The organism is Pseudomonas sp. OST1909 (assembly GCF_015277575.1).
In the GTDB taxonomy this organism is placed as follows: Bacteria; Pseudomonadota; Gammaproteobacteria; order Pseudomonadales; family Pseudomonadaceae; genus Aquipseudomonas; species Aquipseudomonas synxantha_A.
In genome coordinates, this window is sequence record NZ_CP063780.1 from 5,607,749 (window position 1) to 5,626,362 (window position 18,614).

Annotated in this window: 13 protein-coding genes; 8 read left to right on the top strand and 5 right to left on the bottom strand. The window is 59.1% G+C overall.

The window, feature by feature from the left end:
- Window positions 1–2 precede the first annotated feature (2 nt).
- The 6 genes from IH404_RS24420 to IH404_RS24445 all read left to right on the top strand — a co-directional run bounded on the left by IH404_RS24420 (window position 3) and on the right by IH404_RS24445 (window position 5,970).
- Window positions 3–491 (top strand): DUF3015 domain-containing protein, encoded by a 489-nt coding sequence (locus IH404_RS24420; RefSeq protein WP_003194274.1) that lies wholly within the window; start codon window positions 3–5, stop codon window positions 489–491.
- 92 nt (window positions 492–583) lie between these two features.
- Window positions 584–2,437 (top strand): DUF4105 domain-containing protein, encoded by a 1,854-nt coding sequence (locus IH404_RS24425; protein WP_194439280.1) that lies wholly within the window; start codon window positions 584–586, stop codon window positions 2,435–2,437.
- Window positions 2,438–3,138: 701 nt separating this feature from the next.
- Window positions 3,139–3,450 (top strand): chorismate mutase, encoded by a 312-nt coding sequence (locus IH404_RS24430; RefSeq protein WP_005791592.1) that lies wholly within the window; start codon window positions 3,139–3,141, stop codon window positions 3,448–3,450.
- A 236-nt stretch (window positions 3,451–3,686) separates the two neighbouring features.
- A complete protein-coding gene (locus IH404_RS24435; protein ID WP_005791593.1) occupies window positions 3,687–4,772 on the top strand; it encodes a type I restriction endonuclease in 1,086 nt (361 codons plus the stop codon).
- A gap of 273 nt (window positions 4,773–5,045) precedes the next feature.
- The gene (locus IH404_RS24440) at window positions 5,046–5,402 is read left to right on the top strand and encodes a hypothetical protein (RefSeq protein ID WP_005791596.1); all 357 of its coding nucleotides are present in this window, start codon (window positions 5,046–5,048) and stop codon (window positions 5,400–5,402) included.
- A gap of 70 nt (window positions 5,403–5,472) precedes the next feature.
- Window positions 5,473–5,970, top strand: a complete 498-nt coding sequence (locus IH404_RS24445; protein ID WP_194439281.1) for a GreA/GreB family elongation factor — start codon at window positions 5,473–5,475, stop codon at window positions 5,968–5,970.
- Here the strand turns inward: IH404_RS24445 and gdhA are convergent.
- Window positions 5,967–7,304, bottom strand: a complete 1,338-nt coding sequence (gene gdhA, locus IH404_RS24450) for an NADP-specific glutamate dehydrogenase (RefSeq protein WP_005791599.1) — start codon at window positions 7,302–7,304, stop codon at window positions 5,967–5,969. The genes IH404_RS24445 and gdhA overlap by 4 nt on opposite strands.
- A gap of 348 nt (window positions 7,305–7,652) precedes the next feature.
- Window positions 7,653–9,317 (bottom strand): energy-dependent translational throttle protein EttA, encoded by a 1,665-nt coding sequence (ettA, locus tag IH404_RS24455; protein ID WP_005791601.1) that lies wholly within the window; start codon window positions 9,315–9,317, stop codon window positions 7,653–7,655.
- Window positions 9,318–9,601: 284 nt separating this feature from the next.
- Between ettA and IH404_RS24460 the strand changes: the two genes are divergently transcribed.
- Together IH404_RS24460 and glyA are read left to right on the top strand one after the other, a co-directional pair.
- On the top strand, window positions 9,602–13,453 hold the full coding sequence (locus IH404_RS24460) for a bifunctional diguanylate cyclase/phosphodiesterase (RefSeq protein WP_194439284.1): 3,852 nt from the start codon (window positions 9,602–9,604) through the stop codon (window positions 13,451–13,453).
- Window positions 13,454–13,684: 231 nt separating this feature from the next.
- Window positions 13,685–14,938, top strand: a complete 1,254-nt coding sequence (gene glyA / locus IH404_RS24465; protein WP_005791605.1) for a serine hydroxymethyltransferase — start codon at window positions 13,685–13,687, stop codon at window positions 14,936–14,938.
- Between the two features lie 177 nt (window positions 14,939–15,115).
- Here glyA and yjiA read toward each other — a convergent pair whose 3' ends face one another.
- From yjiA to IH404_RS24480, 3 genes are all read right to left on the bottom strand, one after another.
- Entirely contained in the window at window positions 15,116–16,075 is a 960-nt protein-coding gene (gene yjiA / locus IH404_RS24470) for a GTPase (RefSeq protein ID WP_194439285.1), read from the bottom strand.
- Window positions 16,076–16,264: 189 nt separating this feature from the next.
- Entirely contained in the window at window positions 16,265–16,462 is a 198-nt protein-coding gene (locus tag IH404_RS24475; protein WP_003194308.1) for a YbdD/YjiX family protein, read from the bottom strand.
- A gap of 15 nt (window positions 16,463–16,477) precedes the next feature.
- Entirely contained in the window at window positions 16,478–18,544 is a 2,067-nt protein-coding gene (locus IH404_RS24480; protein WP_005791609.1) for a carbon starvation CstA family protein, read from the bottom strand.
- Between the last annotated feature and the right edge of the window lie 70 nt (window positions 18,545–18,614).

The window sequence follows — 18,614 nt, forward strand, 5'->3', positions numbered from 1 at the left end:
CTATGAAACGGATCCTTCTTGGTACTCTCTTCACCGTCGTCTCCCTCAATGCAATGGCAGAAGCACCAGGTGGCCCGAACTGCGGTTGGGGCAACATGTTGTTCGAAGGCCAGCGCGGTACTCCGGCTCACTTCCTCGCTTCCACCACCAACGGCACCTCGGGTAACGCCACCTTCGGTATGACCTCGGGCACCAACGGTTGCAGCACCAACAGCGCCCTGACCTACGGCGGCAAGTCCTGGATTGCCATGAATGGCATGATGAACGAGCTGTCCGAAGACATGGCCAAAGGCAACGGCGAAGCACTGACCACCTATGCCGTGGTACTGGGTGTTGCCCCGGAAGATCGCGATCACTTCGCGGCCGTGACCCACGAGCACTTCCAGCAGATCTTCAGCAAGGCTGACGTGACCGCTGACGACGTGCACAACAACACCATTGCTGTACTGAAAAGCGATGCCCGTCTGGCGAAATACGCTACCCAGGCTTAAGCTCGACCCGCCCGCGTCTTTCGAGGCGCGGGTTTTATTTTTTCGACCTGCCCCCCTTGGGTCTTTTTTTCAGTCCGACTTAAGTAGCCCCCATGCTCAAACGCCTCGCTTGCCTGGCTCTCTTCGCCTGCGCCCCGCTGCATGCGGCACCGCACCTCGACGATCAACGTTTGCAGCAACTGGCCAATGACCCGTTCTGGCTTTCGCTGGGGCATTACGAAGCCGGCAAGATCAGTGGCTGGCGCAGCTATGTCAGCGACAAGAAATTCTTCCTCGCCGCCGACGGCGCCCATCACCCGGACGCCGAACTCAAGGCCACCGTGCAAGCGCTGTATGCACCGGCCAGCCTGGGTGAGAAGCACGCCCAGTGTGTGTACCCCGCACGTACCCGCTGGCTCAAGGATCAGTTGCAGCTGACTGACCTGCCTGCCCTGGACTGCAAAGAATTCACCCAATGGTTCAAGGACGTCGCGCCCCATAGCGCGGTGATGATCTTCCCCGCTGCCTATCTCAACAGCCCGTCGTCGATGTTCGGTCACACTTTGCTGCGGATCGACCAGGCCGACGTGCAAAGCAACAACACCGCTCTGCTCAGCTATGCGATCAACTTCGGCGCCTATATCGAAGGCTCCGACAACAGCATCCTGTATGCCTGGAAGGGCCTGATGGGCGGCTACCCCGGCCTGTTCGCCCTGGTGCCCTATCAGGAGAAACTCTCCGAATACCGCAGCCTGGAAAACCGCGACCTGTGGGAATACCGCCTGAACCTAACCGAGGTCGAGACCAAGCGCATGGTCGAGCACGTGTGGGAACTCAAGCAGATCCAGTTCGACTACTTCTTCTTCGATGAAAACTGCTCCTATCGCCTGCTGGAACTGCTGCAAGTGGCCCGCCCCGGCCTGCGCCTGACCGAGCAATTCCCGCTCACCGCGATCCCGACCGATACCGTCAAGGCGGTAAAGGACGCAGGTCTGGTGGAAAAGATCGACTATCGCCCCTCGCGTGAACGCGAACTGCTCGAACGCGCCAAGCCGCTGGACGGCGATGAGCAGCAGTGGGTGTTGAAAGTCAGCGATGACCAGAAGCAACTGCAAGAGCCCGCATTCAAGGCCCTGCCTCGCGAGCGCCAGGCGCTGATCATCGACGCCGCCTACCGCCTGGGCCGCTACCGCGCCAATGGGTTGGAACGCGACACCGAACGCTCCCAACGCAGCTTCGAACTGCTGCGGGCGATCAACCAGAACCCTGCGCCAGACCTCAAGATCACGCCGCCTGGTTTGCCGGAAAACGGCCACCAGTCACGCACCTGGCAAGCCGGCATCGGCACCCGTGGCGACAAAGCCTTTGGTGAATATGGCCTGCGCATGGCCTATCACGACCTTAACGACAACGCCGAAGGCTTCCCCCTCGGCGCCCAGATCGAAATCCTGCAAATGAAACTGCGCCAGTACGAAGGCAATCACTGGCAACTGCAGCAACTGGACCTGGCCACCATCCGCTCGCTGACGCCGCGTAACGCGCTGCTGCAACCCTGGTCATGGCAAGTCACCGGCGGCCTGGAGCGGGTACCGGGCAAGCACGACGACGAAACCCTGGTGGCCCACGTCAACGGCGGTGCCGGCGGTACCTGGCAGCTCTCCGACGACATGCTCGGCTTCGCCCTCGGCACCGTGCGTGTGGAGCACAACAATGACTTCAGCGAAGCCATCTCCCCCGCCGCCGGCTTCAACACTGGCGTACTGTGGAAGAACCCACTGGGCAACCTGAGCCTGGAAGCCAAGGGCGATTTCTTCACCAACGGCGAAGTGCGCCGCAGCATCAGCCTCAACCAGCAATGGGAACTGTCACGCAACCTGGGCCTGCGCTTGAGCGCCCAGCGTGAGTTCAGCCACCTGTCCACGCCGGTGAATGAAGTGATGCTTGAATTGAAGTGGTATCACTACTGACTCAAGCCTGATGAAAATCAAAATGTGGGAGGGGCGGTGCGACGATTCGACTTGCTCCCGATTGCGGTGTGTCAGTCCAGTATTCAGTGACTGCCAGTTTGTCATCGGGGCATAGGTATCTACACACCTTCGGTACGACGCTAAACCTGTGGCGAGGGAGCTTGCTCCCGTGACGACGGACAGCCGACGCTTATCTACCTGACACCCCACGATCAAACTGTGGCTGGCTTGTCGGGTCGCCGCATCGCTGCGATGGCGGCCTGACAGCCGACACCGTTATACCGAGTACATATCCATTCTTGCGGTAACGGCTACTTAGGGTTCCGCCCTGACGGCGGCTCACTTTGCAAAAGCGGCAAAGTAAGCAAAACGCTCTTGCCCCACCACTCGGCACCTCGCTTAGGCTCGGTGTGCCCGTAATCCGCCATGGATTTGGGGGGCCGCCGCCACGCGCCATCCATGGCGCGGGGCGGCTAAACCGGCATCCCTGCCGGTTTACCCCCCAAATCCCTGTCGAATTCCGGCCAGCGTGGTTTAACGGGGCGCCTAAGATCAAAAGCAGATCCAAAGCGACTCGCTCCGCATCGTAGTTACCGTCGGCTGCTAAAACCTACAAAATTGTGTAGGTACCCATAGTCATCGGGGGCAAGACCCTCCCACACTTTGTTAGCATTTCTCGCCTAATCAGGAGCCCACTTAATATGGCCGTTTACTGCAATACCCTTGAAGAAGTCCGCACTAACATCGACCTCCTTGACCAGAAAATCGTCACTCTGATCGCCGAACGCGGGCACTACGTATCCCAAGCCGCACGCTTCAAAAAAGACACCGATGGCGTCAAGGCGCCGCAACGGGTTGAACAGGTGATTGCGAAAGTGCGGGATCTATCCCTGGCGGCGGGGGCTAATCCTGAGGTCACTGAGCAGGTATATCGCGCGATGATTGCGGCGTTTATCCGACAGGAATTGGTTGAATATGCTGTGCTGGACAAAGTCGGCAAGCCACAAGCCTGATCCATCCATATTATCTGCTCAGGATTACCAGTCTTTCGCCGCCAGGCACAAATTATTGGCGCTCTTGCAACCCATTGAAAAATAGGCAGGAAATTTCGGACGTCTTTTTAGCTTTTTTCAGTCGAAACAAACCGCCTCTTACCTCATTCTCTTTGTGAGGTTTTGTGTCTAGTATCGAGTGGCAATCAATTTGCCACCACTTCTATACACGGATCCGAATAGGGTAAGAGGCTTATATGGAATTTCTTGAAAAACTCACCAGCCTGGCAGCAAAAGTCCGTCTGCAAGGCCCCGCCATCCAAACAGAAGAAGCTACAAAAAATGCTTTTGTAATGCCTTTTATCAACACCGTGTTGGGTTATGACGTGTTTGACCCGCAAGAGGTGACGCCCGAATTTATCTGCGACGTCGGAACGAAAAAAGGTGAAAAAATCGACTACGCAATCATGAAAGATGGCGAGGTTCAGATACTCATTGAATGCAAAAAGATTGGCGAGTCATTGAGCATTAACCACGCGTCGCAGCTCTTTCGGTACTTTCACGTTACAAGCGCAAGAATCTCAATTCTTACCAACGGCCAGGTCTACAGATTTTTTACCGATCTGGACGCCCCTAACAAAATGGACGAAAAGCCATTTTTAGAGCTGGATCTGCTGGACATTGATGAATACTCCGTACCAGAGCTGATAAAACTTACCAAATCAGCCTTCGATGTGGACTCGATCATAAGCGCAGCGGGAGAGCTGAAATACGTCAGCCAACTCAAGAAGCTCATTGGCGCACAAGTCAGTAAACCAGAAGACGACTTCGTGAAATTTTTCGCATCCCGAGTTTACGAAGGAGTGATCACGCAGAAAGTGCGGGAGCAATTTTTCGAACTAACACGCAAAGCGTTAGCTCAATTTTTGAATGACCAAATTAATGAGCGACTGAAGTCTGCCATGAGTGGTGCAATTCAGCCGGCGATAACGTCATTGACTGTCGCGAACAGTACAAATGTAGACATGCAGGATCGAGACGAGGCAGAAGATAAAATCCTGACAACCCTTGAGGAAATGGAGGGTTACCACATCGTCCGCGCTGTCGTCCGGTCTGTTGTCGATGCCAAACGAATCGTTCAACGTGATACCCAAAGCTATTTTGGGATATTACTGGATGACAACAATCGTAAGCCCATCTGCCGACTCCACTTCAATCGTAGCCAAAAGTACCTCGGGGTATTCGACGAGGAAAAGAATGAGACCCGACACGCTATTTCATCCATTGATGAAATTTACGAATACGCCGATCAGCTAAAAAAGACAGTGGGTTACTACGAATAAAGGCTGCACCGGGAGACCGGAGTTATGGATAAAACTGTGGGAGGGGCGGTGCGACGATTCGACTTGCTCCCGATTGCGGTGTGTCAGGTCCAGCATTCAGTGACTGACACTCTGTCATCGGGAGCAAGTCGAATCGTCGCACCGCCCCTCCCACATTTGATTTTGTGCTTGGCCAAAAGTCCTGCACATCCCTCTGACACCTCTTTCACATACAGCTGACAAATCCCCTTCTAGACTCTCCATATCAGCCGTGAATCGGCCAGGGAGTACGCCATGTGGCGGTATGCGCTAATGCTGTGTGCAGTGGTGTGGCTGGCGGGGTGCCAAACAACCCATCAGGATTTACTGGCCAAGGGTTACCCACCCGCGTTTGCCGATGGCTTTGACGACGGTTGCAGCAGCGGTCGCCAGGCTGCGGGGGTAATCACCGGAGAGTTTCGCAAGAACGTGCCGCGCTATCTGAAAGAAAAGCACTATGCCGAAGGCTGGGAGGATGGTTTCCGCCAATGCAAGGCCATGCGCGAGAGCGAAGAGCTGCGCGACTACCAGGACAACCGCAACAACGACCGCGAGCACGAGTGGCAACAGGAAAAAGACCGCGATGCGGCCAAGGCGTATCGCTCGCAATAGGTCGTTTGCAGACATCCATCGAAACTAAAGCACGGCGAACATGGCCCAAATGCCATAGAGGGAGAACACCATGAGCCGAGCTTTTGTAAATGAAGACAACGCCGCCGCCCAGGCCGATCAGCCGGTGGAGCGTCAGGTCAGCGCGCAACCTAACCGCCTGACCGCGCAAGGGTTGGCGCAGTTGCAAGCCAAGGTGGCGCAATTGCAGCTTGAGTACAGCGCCGAGTCCGCCAAGGGTGAGCATGCCGATAAGCAGCGCCAGGCGGATCTTGAGCGGGACCTGCGTTACTTCAACCAGCGGGTGCAGAGCGCTCAGGTGGTCGCGCCGGCGACAGCCACCGACAAGGTGCAGATCGGCAGCTGGGTCACGTTCGCCAATGAGCAGGACGAGCAGCAGCGCATTCAATTGGTAGGTGAGGATCAAGCCGACGCCAACGCCGGTTTGATCAACTGGGGCTCGCCTCTGGGCCGCGCCTTGTTGGGGGCCCAGGTGGGCGACGAGGTGCTGTGGAAGCGCCCCGTCGGCGATCAGTTGATCGAAGTGCTGAGCATCGAGCCCGAGGTTTAGACGATACCCTGGGCCAGCATCGCGTCAGCCACTTTCACGAAGCCTGCGATGTTGGCGCCCTTGACGTAGTTGACCCGGCCGTTTTCCTCACCGTAATGCACGCAGGCATGGTGGATCGACTGCATGATGTTGTGCAGTTTGCTGTCCACTTCCCCGGCGGTCCACAGCAGGCGCATGGCGTTCTGCGACATTTCCAGGCCGCTCACCGCCACACCGCCGGCGTTGGACGCCTTGCCGGGCGCAAACAGGATGCCCGCGTCGATGAAGATATCCACAGCCTCCAGGGTGGTCGGCATGTTGGCGCCTTCGGCCACGCAGATGCAGCCGTTGCGCAACAGCGTGCGTGCGGCTTGGGCGTCGAGTTCGTTCTGGGTGGCGCATGGCAGCGCGATATCGCACGCCAGCTCCCAGGGGGTTTGGCCTTTGCGGAATTCCAGGCCGAAACGTTCAGCCAATTCACTGATGCGCCCACGTTGTACGTTTTTCAGCTCCAGCAGGGCCGACCATTGTTCTTCGGTCAAACCACTTTCGGCGTACAGGGTGCCTTCGGAGTCCGACAGGGAAACCACCTTGCCGCCCAGGTCCATGACCTTGCGCGCCGCGTATTGCGCCACGTTGCCGGAGCCGGACAGCGCCACCCGCTTGCCTTCGACCCGCTGACCTTGGCGCTTGAGCATTTCCTCGGCGAAATACACACAGCCGAAACCGGTGGCTTCCGGACGAATCAGGCTGCCGCCATAGGTCATGCCTTTGCCGGTCAGCACTGAAGTGAATTGATTGCTCAGGCGCTTGTACTGGCCGAACAGAAAGCCGATTTCCCGTGCGCCCACACCGATATCGCCGGCCGGTACGTCGACGTCCGCACCGATGTGGCGGTACAGCTCGCTCATGAACGCCTGGCAGAAGCGCATCACTTCGGCATCGCTCTTGCCCTTGGGGTCGAAGTCCGAGCCGCCTTTGCCGCCGCCCATGGGCAGCGAGGTCAGGGAGTTTTTGAAGGTCTGCTCGAAGGCGAGGAATTTCAGCACGCCCAGGTTGACCGAAGGGTGAAAGCGCAAGCCACCTTTGTACGGGCCGATGGCGCTGTTCATCTGGATACGGAAACCGCGATTGACCTGAACCTTGCCGTGATCATCCACCCACGACACCCGGAAGGTGATGGTGCGTTCCGGTTCGCAAATGCGTTCCAGAATGCCCGAGGTCAGGTAGTGGGAGTTGGCTTCAAGAAAGGGCCACAGGCTGCGCAGGACTTCTTCTACAGCCTGGTGGAATTCCGGCTGGTCGGGGTCGCGTTTCTTGAGGCGGGCCAGGAAGGATTCGACGGATTCGATCATGAAAAGTCTCGGAAAATTGATTGTTGTTAAACAGAGAATGAGCCGGACTTTATCAATTCATTTCGCACCGTGACAGGGCAAAATGTCGCTTTTGTGAATTTAAATGGTGCATTGGATATAAATAATCAGGATTTTTGCCCTCTAACAGGGATTTCAACGCGAGATATGCACCAATAGTTAAACCGCTATCGCAGGCAAGCCAGCTCCCACATTGGACCGTGTCGTAGCAGAGGTACTCGATCTAATGTGGGAGCTGGCTTGCCTGCGATGAAGTCGCCTCGGTCCACCTGAACAGCGCCCAAAAAAAAGCGAAGCCCGAAGGCTTCGCTTTTTTCAAACCAGCCCGAATCAGGCCAGTTTTTTGTGACGCACACGGTGCGGCTGGGCAGCTGCTTCGCCCAAGCGCTTTTTACGGTCTGCTTCGTACTCGGTGTAGTTACCTTCGAAGAACACCGCCTGGGAGTCATCTTCGTACGCCAGGATGTGGGTCGCGACGCGGTCAAGGAACCACCGATCGTGAGAGATCACAATGGCGGCGCCCGGGAAGTCCAGCAGGGCTTCTTCCAGGGAACGCAGGGTTTCAACGTCGAGGTCGTTGGACGGTTCGTCGAGCAGCAACACGTTGCCGCCCTCTTTCAAGGTCAGGGCCAAGTGCAAGCGACCACGCTCACCACCGGACAGGTCCTTGACGAACTTCTGCTGATCGCCGCCCTTGAAGTTGAAACGGCCGACATAGGTGCGCGACGGGATTTCATAGTTGCCGATGCGGATCTGGTCGGAGCCGTCGGAGATCTGCTGGAATACGGTCTTGCTGCCGTCGAGGTCGTCGCGGCTCTGGTCCACACAGGCCAGTTGCACGGTGTCGCCGATCTCGATGCTGCCGGAGTCCGGAGTTTCCTTGCCCATCAACATGCGGAACAGCGTGGACTTACCCGCACCGTTACCACCAATGACGCCGACGATCGCGCCTTTTGGCATGGAGAACGACAGGTTGTCGATCAGCACGCGGTCGCCATAGCCCTTGGATACGTTCTTGAACTCGATGACCTTGTCACCCAGGCGCGGACCGGCCGGGATGTAGATCTCGTTGGTTTCGCTGCGCTTCTGGAATTCCTGCGACTGCATTTCTTCAAAGCGTTGCAGACGGGCCTTGGATTTGGACTGGCGGGCCTTGGCGCCTTTGCGCACCCACTCCAGCTCTTCCTTCATGGCTTTTTCGTGAGCCGATTGCTGCTTGGATTCGGCGGCCAGACGGTCGGACTTGGCTTCCAGCCAACCAGAATAGTTGCCCTCGTAAGGGATACCGGCGCCGCGGTCGAGCTCGAGGATCCAGCCGGCGACGTTGTCCAGGAAGTAGCGGTCGTGCGTGATCGCAACCACGGTGCCCGGGAAATCGTGCAGGAAGTGCTCCAGCCAGGCGACGGAATCGGCGTCCAGGTGGTTGGTCGGTTCGTCGAGCAGCAGCATGTCTGGCGCCGACAGCAGCAGGCGGCACAGGGCCACACGACGTTTTTCACCACCAGACAGGTGCTCGACCTTGGCGTCCCACGCCGGCAGGCGCAGCGCATCGGCGGCGACTTCCAGTTGGCGCTCCAGGTTGTGACCGTCGCCAGCCTGCAGGATGGCTTCGAGCTTGGCCTGCTCGGCGGCCAGCTTGTCGAAGTCGGCATCCGGTTCGGCGTAGGCGGCATAGACCTCGTCGAGGCGCGCTTGGGCGTCCTTGATCACGCTGACGGCCTCTTCAACCACTTCGCGCACGGTCTTGGTCGGATCCAGGATCGGCTCTTGCGGCAGGTAACCGATGTTCAGGTCCGGCATCGGGCGGGCTTCGCCTTCGAACTCGGTGTCGACGCCGGCCATGATTTTCAGCAGCGTGGACTTACCCGAACCGTTGAGGCCGAGCACGCCGATCTTGGCGCCAGGGAAGAAGGACAGCGAAATGTTTTTCAGGATTTCCCGCTTCGGCGGAACAACTTTTCCCAGCCGATGCATGGTGAAGACGTATTGAGCCATGGTGAACCTAGCGTCAGTGACTGATGAATTAAGCGGACGAAGCCCGTGCCAGGCCATGCGCCGCGCGGGCCTTTGACTATCATCAATGCCTGCGTGGGGAAAAAGCCTGAATGTCTGGGGCTGGAACGCCCCCGCGTAACCGGCAAAGCTACCTGAATGCGCTGGGGCAGTCCAGCCAGGGAAGACTGGCACTTTGCCACAACTCAAGGCATGCTAGCCGCCCTCCGGGCGTCCGGCTTATAGTGCACGTCGCGCGCCAGTCCAGCCAACCGCAGGATCACAGCTTGTCCAAAGTCACGCCGCCCACTCCCTTGCGCGCCGCTCATATTGCGCCGGGAGCGCCCCTGCACGGTACCTTGAAGGGCGCATTGGCGACGCTTGTGCTGATGTTGCTCGCGTTATTGTTCTGGCAACTGCTTGACCAGTTGCAGCAAAACCAGAAAAACCAGCAGCAATACACCATCGACTACAGTGCCGACCTCGCCGAGCAGATCAGCCAGAGCATGGCCCTGAGCGCGCAGATCGCCCTGAACCTGCTGCCCATTGTCGAGCCGCCGCGCAATGCCGAGCAGCAGCAGGCCTTGATGCGCACATTGCAGCGCTCGTTGCCGGACCTGCGCAGCTTCGCCCTGCTCGCCCCCAGCGGCGCGCTGATCAGCGACACTGCCGAAGGCAGCCAAGACAGTGCCCTGCTCGAAGACCTGGTCAAGCGCAGTCACGCCCAGTCTTACTACCTGAGCAACGACAATGACGGCACGGTCATCTATCTGTTGCTGCACCAACCCAGCGGTGGCTCCAAGGTGTACTGGGCCTTGCGCCTGGCCCCCAATTACCTGGCCAACCTCACACGGCAGGACATTCAGGGCCAGCGCCCGATGTGGGCGATCGAGAACAGCCTGAACCATCGTGTGGTCAGCCGTGACAGCGGGATGCCGGCGCAGTGGCCCAGCGCTCTGACACCGGAAGAATTGAACCGCAGTGTGCTGGTCACGCCCTTGAGCAAAAGCGACTGGCAACTGCGCGGCCTGTTTGACCGCAGCGCCGTGCTGGAACAACTGCTGCCTGCCTTTATCGGCAAGTGCCTGCTGGGCCTGGCGTTTTCGCTGGTCCCGGTGATCGTGCTGCTCAACATGCGCCGCCGCCAACGCCAGGTGCATGAAGGCCGGCGACGCTATCAGGACATCTTCGAAGGCACAGGCGTGGCCTTGTGCGTGCTCGACCTGGCGGGGCTCAAGGCGTTTTGCAACAAGACCCAGGTACAAAGCCGCGAACAATTGCACGCCTGGTTGCAGGCCAACCCCGCCGAGCGCAAGCAACTGCTCAAGGAGTTGCGCGTCACCGAGGTCAACCAGATGGCCGTGCGCCTGCTCAACGTCGCGTCCTGCGAGCAGGCATGGGAACGCCTGATCGATGATTGCCCGAGCAATGCCACGTCCATCGGCTATCAGGTGCTGGAAGCTGTACTGACCCGGCAAAAACAGCTGGAGCTGGAAATCCAGCTCAACGACGTGGCCGGCAACGAACAGTACCTGTGGCTGGTGATGCGTTTGCCGGAGCAGCAGGATGACGTCAAGGCCGTGATCCTCAGCATCAGCGACATCACCAGCCGCAAGCTGATCGAGTTGTCGCTGGTGGAGCGCGAGAGCTTCTGGTCGGATGTGGTGCGCACGGTGCCTGATCACCTGTATGTGCAGGACGTGATCAGCCAGCGCATGATTTTCAGCAACCATCATCTGGGCCACACCCTGGGCTATAACAAAGCCGAACTGCAGCAAATGGGTGAGTACTTCTGGGAAATCCTGCTGCACCCCGAAGACGCCGAGCACTACCATGATTCGCGTGAGCAGCAACGCCAGGTCGGCTACACGACCCAGTTGCACTGCCAACTGCGCTTTCGCCACCGCAATAACCAGTGGCGCCGCTTCGATATTCGCGAACAGGCCCTGGCCCGGGATACGTCCACCGTGGTCACTCGGATCATCGGTGTGGCCAAGGACATTACCGACCAGATCGAAGCCAGCGAATCCCTGCGCGACAGCGAACAGCGCTACCGCATGTTGGCTGAAAGCATCAGCGACGTGATCTGCTCTACCGACAGCCAACTGGCTCTGAATTACATCAGCCCATCGGTCAACACCGTGCTGGGCTATGACGTGGATTGGGTGTTCAAACATGGCTGGCAGTCAATCGTTGCCAATCCGCAACAGTTGACCGGCATTTATAGCCTGATGGAACAGGTCAGTCGCGCCCTCGGCAACCCCGAGGCGTTGAACACCTTGCGCGATGAAGTCCAGACCCAACTGTTCCTGTTCGACTGCCTGCGCGCCGACGGGCGCAAAGTACCGATCGAACTGCGCCTGGTGCTGGTGTGGGATGAACATGGCGCGTTTGAGGGCATCCTCGGCGTGGGCCGCGATATCAGCCAGCAACGCCGCGCCGAAAAAGACCTGCGCATGGCGGCCACGGTCTTCGAGCACTCCACCTCGGCGATCCTGATCACCGATCCGGCCGGCTATATCGTGCAAGCCAACGAGGCGTTCAGCCGGGTCAGCGGGTATGAAGTGGCGGACGTGCTCGACCAATTGCCGAACATGCTCACCGTCGACGAGCAGCAGGAAGCCCACCTGCGTTATGTGCTCAAGCAACTGCACCAGCACAGTACCTGGGAAGGCGAAGTGTGGCTCAAGCGCCGCAACGGCGAGCATTACCCGGCCTGGGTCGGCATTACGGCGGTGTTCGACGACGAAGGCGACCTGGCCAGCTACGTCTGCTTCTTCAGCGATATCAGCGAGCGCAAGGCCAGCGAACAGCGCATCCACCGCCTGGCCTACTACGACGCCCTGACCCACCTGCCCAACCGCACGCTGTTCCAGGACCGTCTGCACACGGCGTTGCAATCGGCAGAACGGCAGAAGTCGTGGGTGGTGTTGATGTTCCTCGACCTCGACCGCTTCAAGCCGATCAATGACTCCCTCGGCCACGCTGCCGGCGACCGTATGCTCAAGGAAATGGCGACGCGCCTGCTCGGTTGCGTGGCCGAAGACGACACCGTGGCGCGCATGGGCGGCGACGAGTTCACCCTGCTGTTGCAACCACGGGTCAGCCGCGAAATGGCGCTGAACCGCGCGATTCATGTGGCCGAACAGATCCTGGCCAGCCTGGTGAAGCCATTCGTGCTCGAAGGCCGCGAGTTTTTCGTGACCGCCAGTATCGGCATCGCCCTCAGCCCCCAAGACGGCAACGAGCTGAGCCAACTGATGAAAAACGCGGATACGGCGATGTATCACGCCAAAGAGCGCGGCAAGAACAACTTCCAGTTCTACCAGGCCGACATGAACGCCAGCGCCCTGGAGCGTCTGGAGCTGGAGAGCGACCTGCGCCACGCCCTGGACCAGAACGAATTCGTGCTGTATTACCAACCGCAATTCAGCGGCGACGGCAAACGCCTGACCGGTGCCGAGGCCCTGCTGCGCTGGCGCCACCCGCGTCGCGGGCTGGTGCCACCGGGGGATTTCATTCCGGTATTGGAAGAACTCGGGCTGGTGGTGGACGTGGGCGATTGGGTGATCAGCGAAGCCTGTCGCCAACTCAAGACCTGGCACCAGAACAAGGTGCGGGTGCCCAAAGTCTCGGTGAACATCTCGGCGCGGCAGTTTTCCGACGGCCAGCTGGGCACGCGCATCGCCACCATCCTCAAGGACACTGGCCTGCCGCCAGCGTGCCTGGAGCTGGAACTGACCGAAAGTATCCTGATGCGCGAAGTCAACGAAGCGCTGCAAATCCTCGCCAGCTTGAAGAACCTGGGCCTGAGCATCGCGGTAGACGACTTTGGCACTGGCTATTCATCGCTCAACTACCTCAAGCAATTCCCCATCGACGTGCTGAAGATCGACCGCACCTTCGTCGATGGCCTGCCCTCCGGTGAGCAGGACGCACAGATCGCCCGGGCGATCATTGCCATGGCCCACAGCCTGAACCTGGCGGTGATCGCCGAAGGTGTGGAAACCCACGAGCAATTGGACTTTTTGCGCGAGCATGGCTGTGATGAGGTACAGGGTTACCTGTTCGGGCGGCCGATGCCGGCGAATCGGTTCGAGGCGCAGTTCAGTAATGATGCTCTCTTCATGTTCGACTGAAGTGCTGCAGTGGAGCTTATGGCCTCATCGCAGGCAAGCCAGCCCCCACATTTGATCGGGTCCACACAGTCAAATGTGGGAGCTGGCTTGCCTGCGATGGGGGCCAGTACTGACACCACTCATCTCCAGATGAGCCCCACTTGTCCGCGACATGATGTCCTTTCATATGCCATCCAAAACCCATTGGGTTAGAATGCCCTCCTTTTCTGCCCCCGATCCTTGAGGACCGCCATGTTCAGCCGTGATTTGACTATTGCCAAGTACGACGCCGATCTCTTCGCCGCCATGGAGCAAGAAGCCGTGCGCCAGGAAGAGCACATTGAGCTGATCGCTTCGGAAAACTACACCAGCCCTGCGGTGATGGAGGCTCAAGGTTCGGTTTTGACCAACAAGTACGCCGAAGGCTACCCGGGCAAGCGCTACTACGGTGGTTGCGAGTACGTCGACGTGGTTGAGCAGTTGGCCATCGACCGTGCCAAGGAGCTGTTCGGCGCCGATTACGCCAACGTCCAGCCACACGCCGGTTCCCAGGCCAACAGCGCCGTGTACCTGGCCCTGCTGCAAGGCGGCGACACTATCCTGGGCATGAGCCTGGCCCACGGCGGTCACCTGACCCACGGCGCCAGCGTTTCTTCCTCCGGCAAGCTGTACAACGCCGTCCAGTACGGTATCGATGCCAACGGCCTGATCGACTACGACGAAGTCGAGCGCCTGGCGGTCGAGCACAAGCCAAAAATGATCGTGGCTGGGTTCTCTGCCTACTCGCAGATCCTGGATTTCCCACGCTTCCGTGAAATCGCCGACAAGGTCGGTGCCTACCTGTTCGTCGACATGGCCCACGTGGCCGGTCTGGTGGCAGCGGGCGTGTACCCGAACCCAGTGCCTTACGCTGACGTGGTGACCACCACTACCCACAAGACCCTGCGCGGTCCACGCGGCGGCCTGATCCTGGCTCGCGCCAACGCCGAGATCGAGAAGAAGCTCAACTCCGCGGTATTCCCGGGCGCCCAGGGTGGCCCGCTGGAGCACGTGATTGCCGCCAAGGCGATCTGCTTCAAGGAAGCACTGCAGCCTGAGTTCAAGACCTACCAGCAACAAGTGGTGAAGAACGCCCAGGCCATGGCAGCTGTGTTCATCGAGCGCGGTTTTGACGTGGTGTCCGGCGGTACTGAAAACCACCTGTTCCTGCTGTCGCTGATCAAGCAGGACATTTCCGGTAAAGATGCTGACGCTGCCCTGGGCAAAGCCTTCATCACCGTAAACAAGAACTCCGTGCCGAACGACCCACGTTCGCCGTTCGTCACCTCCGGCCTGCGCTTCGGCACCCCGGCTGTGACCACCCGTGGCTTCAAGGAAGCAGAGTGCAAGGAACTGGCCGGCTGGATCTGCGACATCCTGGCTGACCTGAACAACGAAGCCGTGATCGACGCGGTACGTGAGAAGGTCAAGGCCATCTGCAAGAAGCTGCCGGTATACGGCGCTTGATTGCAGTTGCTTGAATGAAAAGCCCGGCTCTTGAGCCGGGCTTTTTTATTTCAATTTGAAATGCATTCAATTGTGGGAGGGGGCTTACTCCCGATAGCAGTGTGTCAGTCACTTATATGTTTACTGACCCACCGCAATCGGGAGCAAGCCCCCTCCCACAGTTGATCGCATTTCAAGTCAGGATTGGTAGACGCGCTGGAAGCCTTCACGGATCTTGTCCTCCGGCAACTCATCGGCAATAAACACAATCACACTCTCCCGCGCTTCACCCTCGGCCCATTCGGTGTCCCAGTCAAAACCATAGAGTTTCAGCACGCCCTGGAACACCATACGTCGATCCTCCCCGGCAATATTCAGCACGCCCTTGTAGCGCAGCAGCTGCTTGCCGTGGTCTTCCAGCAGTTCGTTCATGAACTCACTGAGGCGGTCGATATCCAGCGGCTGGTCGGTGCGCAGCACCAGGCTGGAAATACGGTCGACCGATGGCGCAGCGCTGACCGGGCGCAGGCTCATGCCGGCATTGAGGTTGAAGCCGCGCACATCCAGCAACTCAGCCAAGTCGATCTTGCCGTGATCCACCACACGGATCGGCGCACGCCGGTTGATACGGGTCAGGCGCTGGCTGAGGGCGTCGAAGGTGGCGTCGTCCACCAGGTCGCGCTTGCTCACCAGCAGGCGGTCGGCAAAGCCTATCTGGGCCTGGGCGATGGTCTGGGTCAGGTGATGCTCGGCGTGGGCGGCGTCCACCAGGGTAATGATGCCGTCGAGGATGTAGCGCTCGCGCAGTTCTTCGTCGATGAAAAAAGTCTGGGCCACCGGCGCAGGATCCGCCAGGCCGGTGCATTCGATCACCAGGCGGTCGAAGGCGATTTCGCCGCTGTCCAGGCGCTCAAGCAGCAGGTAAAGCGCCTTGGTCAGGTCGGTGTGGATGGTGCAGCACACGCAGCCGTTGGACAGGGTCATGACTTGTACCGGCTCGTCGCCCAAGAGCTGGGTGTCGATGCCGGCGTCACTGAATTCGTTTTCGATCACGGCGATTTTCAAGCCGTGCTCGGCCTTGAGCAGATGGCGCAGCAAGGTGGTCTTGCCGGCACCGAGGAAGCCGCTGAGGATGGTGACGGGGATGGGAGAGGACAAAACTATTCTCCTGATAACTGAATAAACACAAAACAAAAGTGGGAGCAAAGGCCCCTGTGGGTGCTGGCTTGCCTGCGATGCAGACAACTCGGTGCTTCAGTCAGACCGAGGTGATGCTATCGCAGGCAAGCCAGCTCCCACAGAAAGCCCTGCTCCCACAGGGGTATCGCATTGGCCCGCGTTACCGGGTCAACAGCACTTGGGCCCACCCTTGCCGCCGTAACGGGCCTCCTGGCGTTCGCGGAAGAACGCCTTGTAGTCCATCACCGGCTTGTCCGGGTGTTTGGTTTGCATATGCTCGACGTAGGTGTCGTAGTCGGGCATGCCGACCATCAGGCGCGCAGCCTGACCGAGGTATTTACCGAGGCGACTGATGTCATTGAACATAGTGGCAATCCTCGCTTATGCGTCCGGTACGGCCTGGAATGGCGCTTCTTTATCCGTACGCTCTTTGTTGCCCCAGGCGGCTACGCCGACTTTGAGCGCATAGAACAGGATGCTGAATACCACGAACAGGAACAGCGCCGTCAGCGTTGCGTTGGTGTAGGCGTTCCAGATCACATGCTGCATCTGGTCGATGCTCTTGGCCGGGGCGAGGATCTGACCGTTGGCCAGGGCATCGCTGTATTTCTTGGCCAGCGACAGGAAGCCGATCGCCGGGTTGGCGTCGAACAGCTTGATGAAGCCTGCGGTGGTGGTGCAGATCAGCAGCCAGACGGCCGGCAACATGGTCACCCAGATGTAGCGCTGGCGCTTCATTTTGATCAGCACAACGGTCGCCAGCATCAGCGCGATACCCGCCAGCATCTGGTTGGAGATACCGAACAGCGGCCACAAGGTGTTGATGCCACCCAGTGGGTCGATCACGCCCTGGTACAGCAGGTAACCCCACATGGCCACGCAACCGGCCGTCGCGATCAGGTTGGCGGTCCAGGACTCGGTGCGTTTGAGCGCAGGCACGAACGAACCGAGCAGGTCTTGCAGCATGAAACGACCGGCACGGGTACCGGCATCGACCGCCGTGAGGATGAACAGCGCTTCGAACAGGATTGCAAAGTGGTACCAGAACGCCATGGTGTTTTCACCTGGCAGCACACTGTGCAGGATCTGTGCGATACCGACCGCCAGCGTCGGCGCACCGCCGGCACGGGCCAGGATGGTGGTTTCCCCGATATCGTGGGCCACGGCAGAGAGCGCCTCAGGGGTAATTGCAAAACCCCAGCTGCTGACGGTTTGCGCCACGGTGACCACGTCGGTGCCGACAATGGCGGCCGGGCTGTTCATGGCGAAGTACACGCCAGGCTCGATCACCGAAGCGGCAACCATCGCCATGATGGCCACGAACGACTCCATCAACATGCCGCCGTATCCGATGTAACGGGCGTGGCTTTCACTGGCGAGCAACTTGGGCGTGGTACCCGAAGAGATCAGCGCGTGGAAGCCCGAGACCGCGCCACAGGCAATGGTGATGAACAGGAACGGGAACAGGCCGCCCTTCCACACCGGGCCAGTGCCGTCGATGAACTGGGTCAGTGCTGGCATTTTCAGGTCAGGCATGGTGACCAGGATGCCGATCGCCAGAGCGATGATGGTGCCGATTTTCAGGAACGTCGACAGGTAGTCACGCGGCGCCAGGATCAGCCAAACCGGCAGAACAGCGGCAACGAAGCCGTAGCCGATCAGCATCCAGGTGATCTGGATCCCGGTGAAGGTGAAGGCTTTGGCCCAGACCGGGTCAGCGGCAATCTGCCCGCCCAGCCAGATCGAACCCAGCAGCAACAGCACGCCGATGATCGAAATTTCACCGATGCGGCCCGGGCGGATGTAGCGCATGTAGATGCCCATGAACATCGCAATCGGGATGGTCGCCATCACCGTAAAGATGCCCCATGGGCTCTCGGCCAGGGCCTTGACCACGATCAGCGCCAGCACCGCGAGGATGATGATCATGATCAGGAAGCAGCCAAACAGGGCGATGGTCCCGGGAATGCGGCCCATCTCTTCGCGAACCATGTCACCCAGGGAACGCCCGTTGCGACGAGTGGACAGGAACAGGATCATGAAGTCCTGCACCGCACCCGCCAGCACCACACCGGCAATCAGCCACAGAGTGCCGGGCAGGTAACCCATCTGCGCCGCCAGCACCGGACCGACCAACGGGCCTGCACCGGCAATCGCCGCAAAGTGGTGACCGAAAAGGATATGTTTGTTGGTCGGCACATAGTCCAAACCGTCGTTATTGACCACTGCGGGGGTGGCCCGCCGAGGGTCGAGTTGCATCACGTTATTGGCGATGAACAGACTGTAGTAACGGTACGCAACCAGATAGATGGCCACAGCAGCGACCACAATCCACAAGGCGTTGATCGCCTCGCCGCGGCGCAAGGCCACTACGCCAAGGGCGCACGCTCCTACGATTGCCAGCACCAGCCAGGGTAGGTGGCGTAGCAGGCTATTATTATTTTTCATTTTTGTATTCCAGCCAGGGTGGACAGAAAGGACAGCCAGCCCGAGTTTAGCGCTGTTGGCCTCAAAGACC

Coding starts and splice junctions, on each gene's coding strand:
- gdhA (WP_005791599.1), bottom strand. CDS start 7,304: ATGATCGAATCCGTCGAATCCTTCCTGGCCCGCCTCAAGAAACGCGAC.
- IH404_RS24425 (WP_194439280.1), top strand. CDS start 584: ATGCTCAAACGCCTCGCTTGCCTGGCTCTCTTCGCCTGCGCCCCGCTG.
- IH404_RS24475 (WP_003194308.1), bottom strand. CDS start 16,462: ATGTTCAATGACATCAGTCGCCTCGGTAAATACCTCGGTCAGGCTGCG.
- IH404_RS24430 (WP_005791592.1), top strand. CDS start 3,139: ATGGCCGTTTACTGCAATACCCTTGAAGAAGTCCGCACTAACATCGAC.
- IH404_RS24420 (WP_003194274.1), top strand. CDS start 3: ATGAAACGGATCCTTCTTGGTACTCTCTTCACCGTCGTCTCCCTCAAT.
- IH404_RS24480 (WP_005791609.1), bottom strand. CDS start 18,544: ATGAAAAATAATAATAGCCTGCTACGCCACCTACCCTGGCTGGTGCTG.
- IH404_RS24445 (WP_194439281.1), top strand. CDS start 5,473: ATGAGCCGAGCTTTTGTAAATGAAGACAACGCCGCCGCCCAGGCCGAT.
- glyA (WP_005791605.1), top strand. CDS start 13,685: ATGTTCAGCCGTGATTTGACTATTGCCAAGTACGACGCCGATCTCTTC.
- IH404_RS24440 (WP_005791596.1), top strand. CDS start 5,046: ATGTGGCGGTATGCGCTAATGCTGTGTGCAGTGGTGTGGCTGGCGGGG.
- IH404_RS24435 (WP_005791593.1), top strand. CDS start 3,687: ATGGAATTTCTTGAAAAACTCACCAGCCTGGCAGCAAAAGTCCGTCTG.
- ettA (WP_005791601.1), bottom strand. CDS start 9,317: ATGGCTCAATACGTCTTCACCATGCATCGGCTGGGAAAAGTTGTTCCG.